An 18,553-nucleotide genomic window follows, 5' to 3' on the forward strand; every position below is an offset into this window, starting at 1 on the left:
GGTCACAGAATTGGGAATATAACGCTAATGACGACTACTACATTGATCATCAAGGAGTTCGTTTTAGTTTTTATCGCTATAGTAAATCCACTGATAAGTATGGCTTTAAGCGTGACTTTAAAATCTATCGTGCTGATAAACATCAACTATCAGTTAAATTAGATGAACTAGCGAAGACACCGAGTGGTCGGCAACGCTATATGAAGGTTAACCCAACCTGGAATTATTATAAAGCTAAAGTTAAAGATACCCTCTCAAGTGACGAAGGCAAGGCAATTTATCGTCGACGGAAGTTCGACGTTGAGCCAGTCTTTGGTCATATGAAGAGGGATTTTGGCATACGCCGAACTCATCTCCGTGGCCAACGGGCTGTGGAAAATGACATTGGGCTAGCCCTGATGGCATTAAATCTAACGAAATTTGGCCAATCAATTAGTCGATTGGAGACTAATTTCATAAATAATTTAAAATCCGGACTACGATTTTTGAACCGATCAAAAATCATAGTCCGGATTTTACTGTTTGAGAGCCAAAAATTAATAGTTAATTCCCGGCCTCATTTTTATTATTTTAAAGATAGTGAAGTAATGAATGAATTTAACCTAATAGTTAGGTGCCGTTAAAAAAGAAAAAAGAAATTTGATTAATCTTATTATTTGTTAATTATGAAAAAATCTCACAAATTGCTCATTGAAAAATTATTTTTATAGATAAAAAGCGATTTCAAAGGGTTTTGAAGTATATCGATTCACTGACTGATAAAAACGACTTTGTAATCACTTTCAAAATATGATAGGATATTTAAGTCTCATTCTTGAAAAAATTCACAAAGTAAGGAGTATATTTATGAGCAATAATGTAGTTGTTTTAGGAAGTATTAACGTTGATACTACTTATCACGTTGATCGCTTCCCTCAACCTGGTGAAACCATTTCAGCAGTAAGTAAGAGTTCTGCTCCTGGTGGTAAGGGTGCCAATCAAGCAGTTGCCACAGCCCGCTCTGGTGCCAAGACGGCTTTTATTGGGGCAGTTGGTTCTGATAAAGAAGGGGCCTACATGCTTGAATCATTGGCCGATGATCATATTGATACACGCCATATCATGACTGATGAGTTACATGGTACTGGTAGTGCTGCGATTACTTTAGATGCTAATGGTCAAAATGACATTATGGTATATGGTGGTGCTAACCAAACAATGACCACTGATGTTCTTGCAGGTATTGATGATGTTTTAGAAGATGCTGACTTTTTAATTAGCCAATTTGAAACACCACAAGAAGTTGCTTTAGATGCTTTTAAGCAAGCTAAAAAACACGGTGTTACTACTCTTTTAAATCCAGCACCAGCTCATGAGATTTTACCAGAGTTATTAAAATATACAGATGTTATTACGCCTAATGAAAGTGAATGCGCCTTATTAACAGGTATTGAAATTACTGATGAAGAATCAATGTTAAAGAGTGCTGATTACTTCCGTGAACGGGGAGTTAAACACCTTTTAATTACTTTAGGCTCAAAAGGAGTATTTTACTCTACACCTACAGCCCATGGACTTGTTCCAGCATTTAAGGTTAAGGCAGTTGATACTACTGCAGCTGGTGATACATTCCTTGGGGCATTAAGTTCACAATTAGAAAAGGACTTGTCAAATGTCGATAAGGCCCTTGTCTACGCACAACGAGCATCTAGTTTAACTGTTCAACAAATGGGAGCAATGCCTTCTATTCCAAATCATGATGCAGTTCTAGAAGCCTTAGCAGAAAATTAAGGAGCATTATCATGAAGAAAACAGGGATTATTAATTCAGAAGTTTCAGCTGTCGTAGCTAATATGGGACACATGGATTGGCTATCAATTGGGGATGCAGGAATGCCAGTTCCATTTGGTACTAAGAAGATTGATTTGGCTGTTGATAAGGAATTGCCAAGTTTTATGGACGTATTGAATAACGTTCTTAAGGAAATGAAAGTCCAAAAGATTTACTTAGCTGAAGAAATCAAGGATCAAAATCCAGAACAACTTGAAAATATTAAGAAGGCATTACCAGATGTTGAGGTTGCATTTATGCCTCACAGTGAGCTTAAGAAGAGTCTTGCTAAGACGCATGCCTTTATTCGGACAGGGGAAATGACGCCATACTCAAACATTATCCTTGAATCAGGCGTAACATTTTAATATTAGGGGTTAGTTTTTTATGGAAAATGAAGTAAAAAAAGAGAATGGACAAAGTTGGGTTCAACTTTCAGACGGTTATTTAAGTCGGACACCAATGTTCCAATTTGTTATTTTATGTTTAATCTTCCCATTATGGGGGGCAGCGGCCAGTCTTAATGATATTTTGATTACACAATTTAAGACGGTTTTCACCTTAAATGATACTGCAACAGCCTTTGTTCAAAGTGCCTTTTACGGTGGTTATTTCTTAATGGCAATTCCAGCTTCAATTCTTATTAAGAAGACATCATATAAGTTAGCAATTCTTATTGGGCTATTATTTTATATTATTGGTTGTGGAATGTTTTTCCCAGCTTCACATGTTGCTACTTATAGTATGTTTTTAGTTGCTATTTTTGCTATTGCTATTGGTTTGAGTTTTCTTGAAACTAGTTGTGATACATATGCAACGATGTTTGGACCAAAAGAAACTGCTAACAAACGGTTAAATGTTGCTAATGTTTTGATTCCTCTTGGTGATATCATGGGAATCGTTCTTGGTAAGTACCTTATTTTCGGTGAAGGTGGAAATATTGCCGACAAGGTTGCTAAGATGTCAAAATCTGAGGCAGAAGCTTACAATGAACACTTGCTTCAATTGACTTTGCAACCTTATAAGTATATTTTGATTGTTTTAATCATCATCTTTATCGTTTTGGCAATTACTAAGATGCCTCGCGCTAAGGCCTTCTCAACTGGTTCTGAAACTAAAGAAGACCAACCATCACTTGGCGAAACTTTCAACTACTTATTCCACAATAAGCGGTACATGAAAGGGGTTCTCTGTCAGTTTATTTATGCTGGTATGCAAACGACTGTATGGTCATTCACTATTCGGTTAGCATTACGCCTTGATTCTCATATTTCTGATGCAGCTGCTTCAACTTTCATGATCTACAGTTACATTGCTTGGTTCTTTGGTAAGTTAGTTGCAAACTGGTTCCTTGACCGTTACTCAATTACTAAGGTATTGACATGGTTCTCATTGCTTGGAACAATTTCATTGGTAATTACCTTTACTGTTCCTAACATCACAGCAGTAATTGCGGCAATCGCAACTAGTTTCTTCTTTGGACCAGAATGGCCAACGATCTATGCTCATACTCTTGATCAAATTCATGAAAAGAAGTACACCGAAACTGGTGGTGCATTTATCGTTATGTCCTTAATTGGTGGTGCAATTGTTCCAACAATTCAAGGACGGGTATCAGATTTAACTGGTTCAATGCAGTTATCATTCATTGTCCCAGCAATTTGTTTCGCACTTATCACGATTTACTTCTGGACTGAGCACCGTTGGGAAAAGGCTCATCCAAATGAAGTTCAAGAACACTAAAATTTCCCAGGAAATAATTTAATATTAAAGGCCCAGCGGTTATTTAATCAGCTGAGCCTTTATTTATTTCCAAAACTTTAAAGTAATTTTTTTCTAGATTAAGCTAAACACGAAATGAAATGATATAATATGAACGTGATTTAGAGGATGGTGAATGCGATGCAATTTATAATTTCGCTTCTAACATGGCAGAATCTGATTCACTTAATTGATATCTTAGTAATTTGGTTTTTAATCTACGAGTTATTAATGTTGATTCGTGGTACAAGAGCTGTCCAACTATTTCGCGGTATTTTGATCATTATTTTGGTTAAGATTGTTAGTTGGTATGTTGGTTTAAGTACTGTTTCGTGGGTAATGGACCAGATTATCAACTGGGGTGTTATTGCAATTGTTATTATCTTCCAGCCAGAGATTCGGCGCGGACTGGAACACCTTGGTCGAGGAACTTTCTTTACTCATAATCAAACAGCAAATGAGAAAGAAGAAGATATGATTAAGCAATTAGACCAAGCGATTCAGTACATGTCAAAGCGAAGAATTGGTGCTTTAATGAGTATTCAAATGAAGACTGGTCTAGAAGAGTATATTGAAACAGGTATTCCACTCGATGCTGATATTTCAGGGGCATTACTTATTAATACTTTTATTCCTAATACGCCCTTGCATGATGGAGCAGTGATTATAAAAAATAATCGGATTGCAGTAGCGGCTGCTTATCTTCCTTTGTCTGATAGTAAATTGATTCCTAAAGAATTAGGGACACGACATCGGGCTGCTGTCGGAATTAGTGAAGTGACAGATGCATTGACAATTGTTATTTCAGAAGAAACCGGCGAAGTTTCAATTACGAAAGATAATGAATTAATTCGAAACATGTCGCGAGATGAATACCTAAAGTTCTTACGTGCTCAGTTGTATACGCATGAGCCTCAACACGAAAACTTGGTAACAGAACTTTATGCTAAGTTTCAACGTAAAGGAGGTGGCCGTCATGGGCAAGGACACTAAAGGCTTCTTTCGCCGGAAATGGTTTTTGAGAATTATTTCGTTAATCCTAGCACTCTTTCTATTCATGTATGTAAATGGGAGCAAAAGCGGCTTCCTTCGTCAAAATACTCGGAATAATAACCAGAGTAGTGCTTTAATGTCGAATAAATCCGTTACCCTTAGAATGCCCCTTGATGTGACAATTGATAATAATAAGTATATTGTCAGCGGGTATCCTCAATATGTTAAGGTTAAGGTAACTGGTCCTTCCGCATTGGTTACAACCACCTCTAATACTCAAAATTTTAAGGTGTATGCGGATTTGTCTGACTTGACTCCTGGTAAACACCGAGTAAAGTTAAAAACGAGTGGGTTAAATTCAGAATTAACTTCTAAAATTGAGCCACAATATATTAATGTTAATATTCAACCACGCAAGACAATTACAATGAAAGTAACTATTCGTTTGAGTACTAGAGATTTGGATAATGGCTATAAGCTTGGACGTCCACATAGTGATATTCAAACTGTCCAAGTTACTGGTTCACGTGATGAAGTTAATAAAGTAAATCGAATTATTGCTTTTGTAGCAATTCCACATGATGCAAAGGATAATATTGCACGACAGGTAACACTACAAGCAATTGATCGGAATGGTCAAACACTTAATGTTGTGATTTCACCAACTACTACTAATGTTTCAATTCCTATTTCTGCGGGTTCACAGAGCAGCAGTTCGAGTGATAGTTCATCAAGTAGTAGTAGTGAAGAGAGTGAAGAAACAAAGAGCAGTTCAAGAACATCTTCGCGAAATGACTCTTCAGATTCTTCATCTGAAACATCCCAATCTTCAAGTAGTATAAGCAATGAAGATTCAAGTTCAAGTAGTCGAAATCAATAATAAAGATACACATAGAGGAGAAGTGAAATGAAGTTAAAATATTTTGGAACTGATGGAGTTCGTGGAGTTGCAAATCAAGATTTAAGCCCAGAATTGGCGTTCCGTGTTGGTCGTGCAGGCGGATACGTTCTTACTCGGCACTCAGAACGAAAACAACCTCAAGTATTAGTTGCTCGTGATACACGAATTTCAGGTGAAATGCTAGAAAATGCATTGATTGCTGGATTATTATCCGTTGGTATTGAAGTTTTACGGCTAGGGGTTGTCACTACTCCCGGGGTTGCTTACCTTGTTCGGGCACAAGAAGCTGATGCTGGAGTTATGATTACTGCTAGTCATAACCCAATTAAATACAATGGGATTAAATATTTTGGTGGTAATGGATTTAAATTATCCGATGAACTGGAATATGAAATTGAACAATTACTAGATGCTGAAGAAGATACCTTGCCACGACCATCTGATGCTGGCTTAGGAACAGTTGCTGATTATCATGAGGGAGCATTAAAGTACACTTCATTCTTGGAACAAACTGTTTCAAATGATCTTGAAGGATTAAAAGTAGTGGTTGATGCTGCTAATGGTGCAACAAGTGGCTTTATCTCTAATCTTTTTGCTGATATGAATGTGGACTTTATTCCAATTAATGATCAACCAGATGGCTTAAATACTAACCTAAATTGTGGATCAACTCACCCAGAGAGCCTCCAAAAAGCGGTTGTGGAAAATAATGCTGATCTTGGAGTAGCATTTGATGGTGATGGTGACCGTTGCATTGCTGTTGATAATGAGGGAAATATTGTTGACGGTGATAAGATTATGTATATCTGTGGTAAATACATGGATAAGAAGGGATTACTTAAGAAAGATACAGTAGTTACAACTGTGATGAGTAATCTGGGAATGTACAAAGCCTTAGAAGCACACAATTTAAAGAGTGTTAAGACTAAGGTTGGTGACCGTTATGTTGTTGAGGAAATGCTGAAAAATGGTTATAACCTTGGCGGTGAACAATCAGGGCATATTATTTTCTTAGATCACAATACAACTGGGGATGGAATGCTTACTGCCCTTCAACTTTTGTCTGTAGTTAAAGATTCTGGGAGGACACTCGCTGAATTGGCAAATGATGTAACAACTTATCCACAAGAGTTGTTAAATATTAAAGTAGCAGATAAAACTACTGCAATGGAGAATCAAAAATTAAAGGAAATTATTGCGCAAGTCGAAAAAGAAATGAACGGGGATGGACGGGTTCTTGTTCGTCCTAGTGGAACAGAACCTCTTTTGCGCATTATGGCTGAAGCAGCTACGCCAGAATTAGTTCATGAATACGTTGAACGGATCGGTGATGTTGCCCGTGCGGAACTAGAAGTAGAATAACTTGAAGAGTGAAAAACGAGGTTGGAAGAAAATTTATTCTTCTAGCCTCGCTTTTTAATCTTTTAATAAATTTTAAATCATATAGACCAATCTAATAAAATAATTGACAAGATAATCTAAAAACTGTACTATACAATACAGTTGATTAGATTTAGTGATAATCACTAGTTATCTATACCAATTTTATTTAAAGGATGGAATTTAATTATGTGTGGAATTGTTGGAGTTACAGGAACTGACAAGAGTTTGTCAATTCTAATTGATGGATTAAAGCGTCTTGAATATCGTGGATATGACTCTGCAGGAGTTTACGTTAATGATCAACAAGGACATGATTACCTTGTAAAGCGGCCGGGTCGGATTGCTAATCTAGAAGCGGCCCTTGGGGAAGAAGTTCATGGTTTAGCCGGAATTGGTCATACTCGGTGGGCTACGCATGGTGAACCAAATGAAGCCAATGCTCACCCTCAATACTCTCAAGACGAACGGTTCTACTTAGTTCACAACGGTGTAATTGAAAATTATGCTGATTTAAAGAAAGAATACTTATCTGACGTTAAATTTGTTAGTCAAACTGATACAGAAGTAATTGTTCAATTAGTTGATAAATTTGTAGTTGAATCTGGAATGTCAACAGAAGCAGCCCTTCTTAAGGTTCTTCGTTTAATCAGCCCAGATTCTTCATATGCATTTGTATTAATGGATAAAGAACAACCAGATACATTATTTGTTGCTAAAAATAAGAGTCCATTACTAGTCGGTATTGCTGATGGTTACAACATGGTTGGTTCTGATGCAATGTCAATGATTAAGGAAACTAATACCTTTATGGAAATCGGTGACCACGAGTTGGTAATCGTTAAGCCAGATCACGTTACTGTTAAAGACTTTGATGGTAATGAGATTGATCGGCCAACATTTAAGGTTGATATGGATGCTAATGCCGCAGATAAAGGTGCGTACCCATACTACATGTTAAAGGAAATTGACGAGCAACCAGCTGTTATGCGGAAGTTAGTTCAAGAATACTTTGGTGACAATGATGTAGCACAAATTAATGAAGAGATGTTAAAAGATATGGCAGATGCTGACCACCTTTACATCGTTGGTGCCGGTACAAGTTATCATGCTGGCTTAGTAGGTGCGCGCATTTTTGAAAAACTTTGTGGAATTCCTACATCTGTTCACATTTCATCAGAATTTGCTTATGAGCAACCACTCCTTTCTAAGAAGCCGTTCTTTATCTTCTTAAGTCAAAGTGGGGAAACAGCTGATAGTCGGGAAGTATTGGTTAATGTTAATAAGCATAACTGGCCAAGCTTAACAATTACTAATGTTGACAAGTCAACGCTTTCTCGTGAAGCAACTTACACTGAATTACTTTACGCTGGTCCAGAAATTGCTGTGGCTTCAACAAAAGCCTATACTGCCCAAATTGCTGTCGAAGCTATTCTTGCTCAAGCATTAGGCGTTTACATGGATAAGCAAGCAGCTAAAGACTTTGATGTAAAGCACCAATTAGGATTAGTTGCTAATGGTATGCAATCAATTACTGATAGCAAGAAGAAAGTAGAAGAAATTGCTTCTCGTTATCTCTCTAAATCTCCAAGCGCCTTCTACATTGGCCGAGGAATGGATTGGTCAGTATCACTTGAAGCTGCTTTGAAGTTAAAGGAAATTTCATACGTTCAAGCGGAAGGTTTTGCATCTGGTGAATTAAAGCATGGAACAATTGCTTTAATTGAAGATCAGACTCCAGTGATTGGAATCATTACCCAAGATCGGACTGCTGGTTTAACACGGAGCAATCTTGAAGAAACGCAGGCTCGTGGGGCAAATGCAATTACAATTGTTTCACGGCACCTTGCAAAAGAAGACGATACATTCGTTCTTCCAGATGTAGATGAAGTGTTGACACCACTTCTTAGCGTAATTCCAGCACAATTGTTGGCTTACTACACTAGTCTTGGTAAGGGACTTGATGTTGATAAGCCACGTAACCTCGCAAAATCTGTTACAGTTCAATAAAATTATAAAAGAAGTTAGAAATGCTTTAGTTGGTTTCTCAACTTCTTTTTATTTTTAAAGTAATTTGATATTTTCTTTAGATTTGTTTAATAAAAGGGTTGACTTACTTTTATGGAAACGCTATCATAATAGTTGCAAGGTATAAAGTAATTACCTTCTAATCAATTCTCTTTCTCTCTTATGCCGATCATCGTCTTTTAGACGGTGATTTTTTTATTTAAACTCGCTATAATGATAAGGATTGAAAGGGGAAGAACAACGTGGAAGAACAACACGAAATGTTAACATTAATTGAGGAAATTACCCGTAATGACGGCTCAAAATATTATGAAATTGGTAATATGGTTCAAAATGGGCGTGCAGAATTAGCAGCTGAACGGAATTTTATTAAAGAGGTTCGTATTTTAGAGCTAAATATCCCTCATTCTAAAAATGTTATTAAATATGAACACTTTATAAATACTCACTATAAGATGCAAACCGAAGCAATGGATCATTGGGAAGAATGGAAACGTCCCCCAGAGATTGAAGAGGTTGTTCAAACGATCTTAAAAGAAAATCATATTGGGTAAAACAGGAAGCTGAATTATTTGGTAGTACTAAAAATGGATATAAAAATGTGGAGGTTAGGCAATGAAGCCAAATTTTAATCCATCACAGGGAATGAAGTCGCACTATTTTGTTACAGGGATAGACGGCTTACGAACATTAGCTGTCTTAGGAGTTATTATTTACCACCTATTGCCCAATATTTTGATGGGTGGTTATTTAGGAGTGCCGCTTTTTCTATTAGTCTCTGGATATTTTGTAACCTATCAGTTTAGTCGGCAGCTTAAATATGGCGGTCATATTAGTTTAGGGCATTTCTATCTAAAGAGATTTCGGAGACTATATCCGACATTAATTGCGATGCTAATTTTAACGACAGCGTATATTACATTATTTGCGCGAGAATTACTCCATAACATTCGGGCGGTAATTGTTACTAATTTAACGTGGGTATATAATTGGTGGGAAATAAGTCACGGGCAGTCCTACTTTGATCAATTTGGTGGCGTTTCACCTTTTACCCATCTTTGGACATTAGGGGTTGAAGCACAATTTTATCTTCTGTGGCCCCTGATTATTACGTTGTTATTTGTGGTTTTTAAGAAGCTACAGAATGTGCGGCGGGTAGTTTTTATATTGGCTGTATTGTCAGCAATAGAAATGGCTGTTCTTTACGACCCAGCAAATATCAATCGGGTTTATTATGGAACTGATACACGGGCCTTTTCGCTTTTGCTTGGATCATGGTTAGGGCTTGCGTGGCCATTAAATCGACTTCGACCTAATTTACAGGCAAATAGTCGCCGTTTACTTAATACTATAGGAATTATTGCAACAGTATTGACCATTGTTGGCTTTTTCTCATTGAATGGACAGTCATCTTTTACTTACCGCGGGGGAATGTTTCTCTATAGCGTTATTGGAATGATATTAATGGCTACTATTATTCACCCAGGTGCGGGAATGAATAAATGGTTTACAAATCCTGTCTTTCATTGGGTTGGCCAGCGTTCTTATGGGATTTATGTTTATCAATATCCCGTTATGGTCTTTTATGAAAGAGTAATCAAAGTCGGCAATCATCCACTTTTCAATGCATTAGTAGAAATCATTATTATTTTAGTAGTAAGTGAAGTTTCTTACCGGTTAATTGAACGCCCATTTGCTCAGTATCAGTGGTCAAAATTACCGACTGATCTCCAGCATGTGTTAGAAACGCATCACTTTAGTTGGCAAAGCGGGGCTAAAATGATGGTAAGTGCATTAGTTGTTGTTATTGCATTTATCGGTTTGTGCCAACCAAACCGTGCACCAAAGAAAACAGCGGTTCAACAACGGATAGAGCAAAACCACCAGGCTGCTGAAGAACACAATAAGAAGATTGCAAAGGGGGATAATGTTGCGGAAGCTAGTGGTAATACTTCTAAGCTTCAGAAACAGTATGATTTAACCCCTGCACAAATAAAGGCTGCCCAAAAGTTAAAAGTGACTGCTATTGGTGATTCGGTAATGGCCGATGCTGCAGATAGTATTCAGAAATTAATGCCGAATGCCTATGTTGATGCACAAGTTGGACGTCAAGGCTCTGCCGCTCCTGATGTTATCAAACAATTAAAGGCAGATGGGCATTTAAATAAGATTGTTGTCTTGAATTTGGGAACGAACGGCCCTATGACACAAGATACGTTAGACGATATTTTAAGTGCGATTGGCTCTGGGCACCAGATCTATTGGGTAACTGCTCATGTTCCAACAAAACCATGGCAGCAAACGGTTAATAACGAAATTAAAGATTTAGCAAAGAAGCATAAGAATATCCATGTGGTCGATTGGAATAAGGCAAGTCAAGGACACTCTGATTGGTTTGCAAGTGACAATGTGCATATGGGACCAAGTGGAAATGATCATTTTGCACGGTTAATTGCAAAGGAGATCTTGACAAAAAAATAGGAGGTTAGTAATGAAACACGAAGATCAATTATTAGACAAAGCTATCAATATTTACTTAACAGGATTAAAGGGTATCGAAAGCTTTATTTCCGAACCAGCGAGTGAATATAATTTATCTTTTGAACAATTCTTGATTTTACGAAAAATCATTAACCATCCTAATATCAAACTAATGGATATCGCCGAACAACGGCAAGTAACAAGGAGTGCCGTCTCTCGCCAATTAAAAGTCCTTTTTCAGCAAAAATATGTTGAACAAAAAGCTGATCCAGCTGATCGACGTCGGATGTTTTTAGTTGCAACAAAAAAAGGTAAAGATGCTGAAAGTGAGATTTGGCAAAGGATTAATCACCGCTTTGCCAATTGGGTTCAGATTTATGGTGAAGATCGTGCTGATCAGTTTTTAACACTTTTTGAAGACTTTAATCAACAAATAATTCAGGGGAATATCCGAAAGAAGGAATAAGAAAATGATTAAGATGGTTGCGCTAGACCTAGATAATACGCTTTTAAATAGTAATAAAGAAATTAGTCAACATAATGAACATGTCCTAAAGCAATTACATCAAGAGGGAATTAAGGTAGTGCTATGTACTGGCCGCCCAATCAATGCAATTTGGCCATATATTGAACAGCTTGGTTTAACTGATTCAGATGATTACACAGTTACGTTTAATGGCGGATTAGTTATTAATAATGCATCACGTGAACATCTTTTTGAATTAGGAATGAAAAAGAGTGATTTACTGCCACTATTTTCTTATGTTAAAAGAAAAAAGATTCCCCTCAATGTTTTAGACTTTGAACGGGTATACGAATTAAATGATTATCCAGGATCTATTTATCGGACAGTGTTAAAGAATATTGAATTCCAATCTTTGCCAATGAGTGATGTGCCGGAAAAAACTTATAGTAAAGCTGTAATGGCAATCACCCCTGAAAAATTGTCTACTATTATAGGAGAACTTCCAGCTGATCTTAAAGCGCAGTATCATGCAGTTCAATCCCAACCAATGATAATGGAATTTTTACCTAAAAAATTAAATAAGGCGGTTGGACTGAAGGCGCTACTAGATCATTTTGGGGATGATTTTAGTAATTTGATGACATTTGGGGATGCTGATAATAATCTTGAAATGATTGAAGCAGCTGCCCAAGGAATTGTAATGGAAAACGGGCTTCCTAACGTTAAAGCAGTGGCAACAGCAATTACAGATACAAATGATAATGACGGGGTTGCAAAGTATTGTGAACGTTATTTTGCAACACTTTTGTAATAAAGATTGTTATAAAAAGTAAAATAAAGAGTGTTTTTGGCGCAAATATGAATTTTTTGCTAAAAAAATACTCTTTTTTATGTATAATTTAATGACTTTTCAATAAAAGTTACGGGTCCCTAAAATCTAACTAGCACAAGGACTTACAGATTTTATAATCATATTACTTGACAACTTATATTACAAAATATTACAAAAAGTCAACGGGGAGTAGTAAATAGAAATGGTGCTGTTACAGCTTAGTAATATTAAGAGTGTAATATATAAGGTGTTGAAACGGAAAAGATAATTTGTTAAATAATAAAGGATGGTTGTTTAATTTATGATTTCTAAGAAAAACTTTGCTAAAGTATCTGCTACTCTTGGTGCAGTGGCCTTAGGTGTTAGTGCAACGGCTACTGCTGCTAACGCCGACACTATTTACACCGTACAAAGTGGTGACACACTTTCAGGTATTTCTTACAAATTCGCAAAAGACAACAGTATGGTTAATGATCTTGCTAAGAAGAACAATATTCAAGATATTAACAAGATTTATGTTGGCCAAAAGTTAATCATCAAGAGCGATGGTGAAATTCAAGAATACAACGCTCAAAACGCAGCTAATGCAAACGTAGCTAATAACAATACTCAAGCTACTCAACAACAAGCTGCACAAGCACAACCTCAACAAGCTCAAAGTCAAGCTAGCCAAAGCTATACTTCAAATGCTTCAGGTTCAGAAGCTGCTGCTAAGGCCTGGATTGCCGCTCGTGAATCTGGTGGTAACTACGGTGCTACTAACGGTCAATACATTGGTAAGTACCAATTATCAGCATCATACCTTAACGGTGACTACTCAGCAGCTAACCAAGAACGGGTTGCTGACCAATACGTTGCAAGTCGTTACGGTTCATGGCAAAATGCTCAGGCTCACTGGCAAGCTAATGGCTGGTACTAAAATTTAAACTGAATTATTAGGACAAAGCAAAACGAGACTAAGAAGGTGATCTTCATAGTCTCGCTTTTTTATACAAATGTGGTATAATAGGAATACCTCTTATGGGGATGTTTATGGATTCGACAGGTATAGGTCGAGTTTCAATTGCGTTTCGAAGGTTGCGTCTTCGTAAAAACGCTCAGTTTTAAATTATAACTGCAAACAATAATTCAAACTCTTACGCATACGCTGCCTAACAAGTAGCGCGCGTAGATCCATTCCGGGTTCGTCCATGATGCGGCAATGGGTTTTATAATTAGTGGACTACGCTTATTACTCCCGTTTGAAGTAATAAGAAGAGATTAATCAAGCTAGCTAACCATGGTTGCCCTGATCAACGGCGTTTTGGTTAGTGAAATCTAAATAGTTGAGATATGAACGTAGAGATTGAAATGGCGATATGCTTGGACACGGGTTCGACTCCCGTCATCTCCACTATAGGGTTGCACCCAGTTTTAAATAGCTTCAAAATGCTGATATAATAGGATTTCTCAAAATATAAGATTTAAACAATTTCATTAAATTGCATTTAAATGTTGTATGAAATGTTGTACAGAAATTAAATATCATTTAAGCATGACCACCACAGTAATATGTGGTGGATTTTTTTATTTTAAAATTTATTGAGTTGTTGCTGCTTATCATTTTTGAAATTTATTTTGGTAGTGTAAAGATATTAAATTGTAAAGGATGGTGAATATAATGCTTAATGATATAGAAAGTTGGCGAGATCTTATAGCAGCGCGTGAAGATGATGAAGCAGAGGCAAAAGCAATCATGCAAGACGCTAGGTTTGAAGATGGTTTTAATGAATTACAGAAAATAGATGATAAAATTTTTAAATTGTATCGAGAATTCAATTTAAAATTGAAGTATTTACAAGATAATCCACCTGCTGATACTTCCATGTTGCAATGGAATGAATTAAAAGGACTAAAGCCATTTCCTGTTAACGAATATTAAACAATTAGCTTGCACTAGATGCAGGCTTTTTTAATTTACCGAACGTAATTATCTAAGTTTTAACTTAGATAATGAAGGTGAGGTTTAGCAACTGAAGCAATAGCGGAAGGCGGTAGTTGTATCTTGTATTACTTCTAAATATTAGAAGTAATCGGCTTGTTTACTTGGCTGAACAAGTAAATGATTGTCTGCTTCTCTTTATCATTTGAAAGAGAAGTGTCTGTTTGGTTCGTTTTCGACAAGGAAAAATGAACTTGCTTTATCCAGATTTACAATTAAATCTGGTCAATTTTGATTCTTTTGGTGAGTCAAAAGAATGTTCAATTATAAGTCTCAAAACGGCTAGTGCTTGAATGAATAATTGAACCATCGTAGGGGTGAAGGGGAGCTGATTAAGCGCCCCTCCAAGAAGTATATTAGCTGTATTACAGCTAATATTAACTACTTGCAAATTGATCATCAATGTTATATTATTGGTATAGACCAATAAATGGTATAGCTATAACATTGATGATCAAACCGACGAATTACGTGATTTAGTCAACCAATAATTACCAAAGGTATAGGTTGAAAATCACTTAAAATTTTTAGAATTTTACTGGTAATGAGGAGGGATAAAATGTGAATACAAATATCAAACGTAATATGATTCAAGTGCGCTTGAGCGATACCGAAATGAAAAATTTCGAAGCAATAAAATCAACGTTAAACGAAAAAACTAATGCTGCAACTTTACGCGAACTAATTCAATTAGCACCATTAGTTGGAAAGCAATCACAAGAGCAAGTTAAACATTTATTGAATACTTACGATGACTTGGAAGCTAAAGTTAGCGCGTTACTGTGGGATAGTTCGAATGTTACAAAAAATCTAAATGAAATTGCTCATGCTGCTAATATCGCGAAGAATAATGATCCAGCAAATGAAGCCACTTGGAATTGGATTATTCAACAATTAAAGGAAATTTTCTTAACTATTAACCAATTAAATCAAATAGGTGAGCAAACTAAAAAGTTCTTGAAAGAAGGACTGGAAGATAATGGCAATTCTTAATTCAACAGCATGTAAATCTTCTTATGGTCGATTAACTTACATTTTTAATCAGTCTGCTCATAATACAAGTAAGACGAATCACCGTGTCTTAGCTTGTTCAGGAACTAATATTAATATGTTGCATACTCCTAATGGCCATTTATCAACATTACAGTCGGGAGCTTACTTAGAAAAACAATTTCATCAAAGTTTAAAGCGAGCTTATAATCCGAAACGAAAGTATCAAGCTCAAAGTATTATTATTAGTTTCTCAAGTGAAGAGTTTGATACTTCCGACCTGAAACGGCAAGCTACTCAAGCAATGCAATTGGTACAAGGGTATGTACATCAACATTTTAGTGATGCTCAAAGCGTTTCTTGCGTTCAATGCGATGGTGATGGTGGAAAACTTCATGTTCATTTATTGATTAATACTGTAAAGACAAATGGTAAAACAGTCCCAACAAATCGCTTTTCTGTATATCGAATGCGAAGAGATTTTAATAAGTATCTTGAACGTAATTTTCAACTGGTTACCGGAAGAAGATGGTCTAATTCATTTAATAAAGCAAGTACACGTAAGGATGCTAAGACAATAACTACGCGGTCAAGTTGGGAAGAACAGCTTAAGCAGACCATAAATCAGGTTAAACAGGAAGTACGTAATGTTGTCGACTTCATTAATCGTTTGTCTACTAAAGGCATTCAGATTAAAGAACGGGGTAAAAAGAAGCAATGGACTTACACCCAGATTATCCCAGATAAAAATGGTAAGCCAAAGCTTCATCGAGTGCGTGCTTATTATCAGCGTAAGGATAAAGCTGGGCATGTTTTATCTACGCGCGGCTTAGGTCAGGCTTATACGAGACAAGGCTTAGACAATTATTGGCGTCAACAACTAGAAAAAGAACAGGAGATTACACCTGTTAAAAGTCATTACAGAAAGGAAGTAAAAACAAATGACAGAAAAGATGTTCAAACTGAACGAGAAGAACTCATTAAAATTAGAACACTCGCACGAGATGCTCAGGCAGCAGCAAACCAACGACAGCGACGAATCCAGCTTAATCTCCAAAAATCACGTTCCGCCGATGCTGAAGAGCGGAAACAAAGAACTCAACCTCAAACTGGATCAGCTACTTCAAGACGGCGCGACCAAAGCCGATCTAAGTCAATTAGCAAGCAGCAACGATATGCAGAAACTACGCAGCGACGTGTCAAAAAGCAGCAAGAACGTGCAAAACGAACTAACGGAAAAGATGTCGGACCAGACCTCTAAATTGATAGAAGTGGCTAAGAGTACACGTGACATTGCTTATAACAATGGGTTGCAAGCGGATATTACGAATACTCGTCAATTGGTTGATGCAATGCAGAAACGACAAGATACCGCTAATGTACATATGAATGAGGTAACAAGACAAAATGAAGCTATGAATGCTGATTTAAAACAAATTGGTCCTGCAATTGCGAAAGTAGTTAAGGCTCAAAACCATAATAGTGAAATTTTAAATAAGGCGTTGATAAACGGATTTCATATCCATACTAATGAGGTTACAGAATCTGTTGCTAATGAGTTTAAGAAACTTACTGGATTTACAATCAATGAGTTTTTGCAAAACGAAATTATTAAGCAGATTAATATTAATGTTTATGAAGCGAAAAAAGCAAAATTATCGGCAATTCAAGCAGCCCAAGTAACTGAAGAAGTATTACATAAAATTGCATTATTAATTCAACGCTTTATAAGTTTTATAAGTGTATTAGTTTTTGAATTAGGGCTAATAATTGCATGTGCCATTATGCTTCCTGGTTGGTGGAAATTAATAGGATTAATAGTGACTATTAGTGCATCTGCAATTTTAAATTATTATTTGAAGAGGAGGATGGATATTAATGGGCTATAACCTAAATATCGATACTGACAATGAAGGTGCATTACAATTAGCGATGCAGGGCCAACAAATTCCTTCTTGGGTATATGAAAACTCCCAGATAGCCCATGAGAATAAGCGAATTCGTTTAGTAGCTCTCCAACTCGAAGCTGTAGAAGAAGCGCAACAAAAACAGCGAGGACAATTACAAAAACAAGAAAAAGAGAGTAAAAACAATCAGTCTAATAAGCATCAACGTCATCAGGCAAAAAAGCAAAAAGATGATTTGTTATTCGAATAAAAAAGACCTCCCGTCATAATTGGGAGGTTTTTATTTGTTTTCAAGAAGTTCTAATATTATTTTACTTAAATGTTCTGTTTTAGAATAATCGTAATTTTCAAGCTTATTAATTAATTTCGTTAACTGTGGTCCACGATGAGAATTGTTTTCCGTAGACGCCTGATTAGTCATTAGAGAATCCATCGATGTGCCGAGAGCAGTTGCCAATCTTAAAAGGGTAGTTGAACTAACATCGTTTGATCCACCACGCTCAAGACGAGAAATAAAATTAATTGATAGATTACTTAACTCAGCAAGTTGTTGTTGTGTCATATTTAATTCATGGCGACGGTTAGCAATGTTTTTTCCTAGTAATTGTTGCATAGTTAATCTCACTTATCCTTTTAATATTAGGATAAAAGTAAGTATGACTATTTAGAACGTTATTTATAAGTATTAACACTTGCATATATGCGCCGGAGGTTAGTTATTTATGTGCATTGATATTGACTTATGTGTGGATGAAAAATATAATAAAAAATGTTAATTGTAAATAGCTTCTTTTACTATTCAAAGTGATTAGTAATAACCATGTATTTATTTAGGGAGATGTTAAATACATATAAATAGAAAATAAAGGTCATATCGATTTAGGTTTAATTATTAGAAATTTAATGCGCACATAACAAATATAATTTTGGGGGATATTATGAATAGAAAAAATACCATCCTTAAGTCAACTTTACTTGCTACATCAGTTGTAACTATTAGTGCAGTTACTAATGTTACGGTTCA

19 protein-coding genes and 1 other RNA gene are annotated in these 18,553 nt (G+C 36.3%); 19 read left to right on the plus strand and 1 reads right to left on the minus strand.

Annotated features, from left to right (window positions below):
• The 19 genes from LMC10_RS02845 to LMC10_RS02935 all read left to right on the plus strand — a co-directional run.
• The coding region (locus LMC10_RS02845; RefSeq protein WP_229268868.1) for a transposase at positions 1–623 on the plus strand (623 nt) is incomplete at its 5' end.
• Positions 624–846: 223 nt separating this feature from the next.
• Complete coding sequence (gene rbsK / locus LMC10_RS02850) at positions 847–1,770, plus strand: ribokinase (RefSeq protein WP_229268869.1); 924 nt, start codon at positions 847–849, stop codon at positions 1,768–1,770.
• A gap of 11 nt (positions 1,771–1,781) precedes the next feature.
• Positions 1,782–2,177: a D-ribose pyranase gene (gene rbsD / locus LMC10_RS02855; RefSeq protein ID WP_003666460.1), complete on the plus strand. Its 396-nt coding sequence runs from the start codon at positions 1,782–1,784 to the stop codon at positions 2,175–2,177.
• 19 nt (positions 2,178–2,196) lie between these two features.
• Positions 2,197–3,552: an L-fucose:H+ symporter permease gene (gene fucP / locus LMC10_RS02860; protein ID WP_229268870.1), complete on the plus strand. Its 1,356-nt coding sequence runs from the start codon at positions 2,197–2,199 to the stop codon at positions 3,550–3,552.
• Between the two features lie 159 nt (positions 3,553–3,711).
• Complete coding sequence (cdaA, locus tag LMC10_RS02865; RefSeq protein WP_003666462.1) at positions 3,712–4,563, plus strand: diadenylate cyclase CdaA; 852 nt, start codon at positions 3,712–3,714, stop codon at positions 4,561–4,563.
• Entirely contained in the window at positions 4,547–5,443 is an 897-nt protein-coding gene (locus LMC10_RS02870) for a CdaR family protein (RefSeq protein ID WP_122481911.1), read from the plus strand. The genes cdaA and LMC10_RS02870 overlap by 17 nt, the downstream gene beginning before the upstream one ends.
• 27 nt (positions 5,444–5,470) lie before the next feature.
• On the plus strand, positions 5,471–6,826 hold the full coding sequence (gene glmM / locus LMC10_RS02875; RefSeq protein WP_229268871.1) for a phosphoglucosamine mutase: 1,356 nt from the start codon (positions 5,471–5,473) through the stop codon (positions 6,824–6,826).
• 207 nt (positions 6,827–7,033) lie between these two features.
• A complete protein-coding gene (gene glmS / locus LMC10_RS02880; protein ID WP_078009118.1) occupies positions 7,034–8,854 on the plus strand; it encodes a glutamine--fructose-6-phosphate transaminase (isomerizing) in 1,821 nt (606 codons plus the stop codon).
• Between the two features lie 260 nt (positions 8,855–9,114).
• A complete protein-coding gene (locus tag LMC10_RS02885) occupies positions 9,115–9,426 on the plus strand; it encodes a hypothetical protein (protein ID WP_229268872.1) in 312 nt (103 codons plus the stop codon).
• 61 nt (positions 9,427–9,487) lie between these two features.
• On the plus strand, positions 9,488–11,353 hold the full coding sequence (locus LMC10_RS02890; RefSeq protein ID WP_229268873.1) for an acyltransferase family protein: 1,866 nt from the start codon (positions 9,488–9,490) through the stop codon (positions 11,351–11,353).
• A 10-nt stretch (positions 11,354–11,363) separates the two neighbouring features.
• Positions 11,364–11,819, plus strand: a complete 456-nt coding sequence (locus tag LMC10_RS02895) for a MarR family winged helix-turn-helix transcriptional regulator (RefSeq protein ID WP_229268874.1) — start codon at positions 11,364–11,366, stop codon at positions 11,817–11,819.
• Positions 11,820–11,823: 4 nt separating this feature from the next.
• On the plus strand, positions 11,824–12,630 hold the full coding sequence (locus tag LMC10_RS02900; RefSeq protein WP_229268875.1) for a Cof-type HAD-IIB family hydrolase: 807 nt from the start codon (positions 11,824–11,826) through the stop codon (positions 12,628–12,630).
• Positions 12,631–12,952: 322 nt separating this feature from the next.
• Positions 12,953–13,570 carry an aggregation-promoting factor gene (apf, locus tag LMC10_RS02905; RefSeq protein WP_182585961.1) on the plus strand — a complete coding sequence of 206 codons (618 nt, stop codon included), beginning with the start codon at positions 12,953–12,955 and terminating at the stop codon, positions 13,568–13,570.
• Positions 13,571–13,673: 103 nt separating this feature from the next.
• Positions 13,674–14,047: a transfer-messenger RNA gene (ssrA, locus tag LMC10_RS02910) on the plus strand.
• Between the two features lie 264 nt (positions 14,048–14,311).
• Positions 14,312–14,572 carry a hypothetical protein gene (locus LMC10_RS02915; protein WP_066035419.1) on the plus strand — a complete coding sequence of 87 codons (261 nt, stop codon included), beginning with the start codon at positions 14,312–14,314 and terminating at the stop codon, positions 14,570–14,572.
• Between the two features lie 621 nt (positions 14,573–15,193).
• Positions 15,194–15,625 carry a hypothetical protein gene (locus LMC10_RS02920; RefSeq protein ID WP_066035420.1) on the plus strand — a complete coding sequence of 144 codons (432 nt, stop codon included), beginning with the start codon at positions 15,194–15,196 and terminating at the stop codon, positions 15,623–15,625.
• Complete coding sequence (locus LMC10_RS02925) at positions 15,612–16,883, plus strand: relaxase/mobilization nuclease domain-containing protein (protein WP_066035421.1); 1,272 nt, start codon at positions 15,612–15,614, stop codon at positions 16,881–16,883. The genes LMC10_RS02920 and LMC10_RS02925 overlap by 14 nt, the downstream gene beginning before the upstream one ends.
• The gene (locus LMC10_RS02930) at positions 16,840–17,511 is read left to right on the plus strand and encodes a hypothetical protein (RefSeq protein WP_176714890.1); all 672 of its coding nucleotides are present in this window, start codon (positions 16,840–16,842) and stop codon (positions 17,509–17,511) included. The genes LMC10_RS02925 and LMC10_RS02930 overlap by 44 nt, the downstream gene beginning before the upstream one ends.
• On the plus strand, positions 17,501–17,779 hold the full coding sequence (locus LMC10_RS02935; protein ID WP_066035423.1) for a hypothetical protein: 279 nt from the start codon (positions 17,501–17,503) through the stop codon (positions 17,777–17,779). The genes LMC10_RS02930 and LMC10_RS02935 overlap by 11 nt, the downstream gene beginning before the upstream one ends.
• 30 nt (positions 17,780–17,809) lie before the next feature.
• Here the strand turns inward: LMC10_RS02935 and LMC10_RS02940 are convergent, their stop codons facing one another.
• Positions 17,810–18,142, minus strand: coding sequence for a helix-turn-helix domain-containing protein (locus LMC10_RS02940; RefSeq protein WP_066035424.1), 333 nt, complete (start codon positions 18,140–18,142; stop codon positions 17,810–17,812).
• Between the last annotated feature and the right edge of the window lie 411 nt (positions 18,143–18,553).

This window comes from Limosilactobacillus reuteri subsp. simiae (assembly GCF_020784875.1).
Lineage (GTDB): Bacteria > Bacillota > Bacilli > Lactobacillales > Lactobacillaceae > Limosilactobacillus > Limosilactobacillus reuteri_H.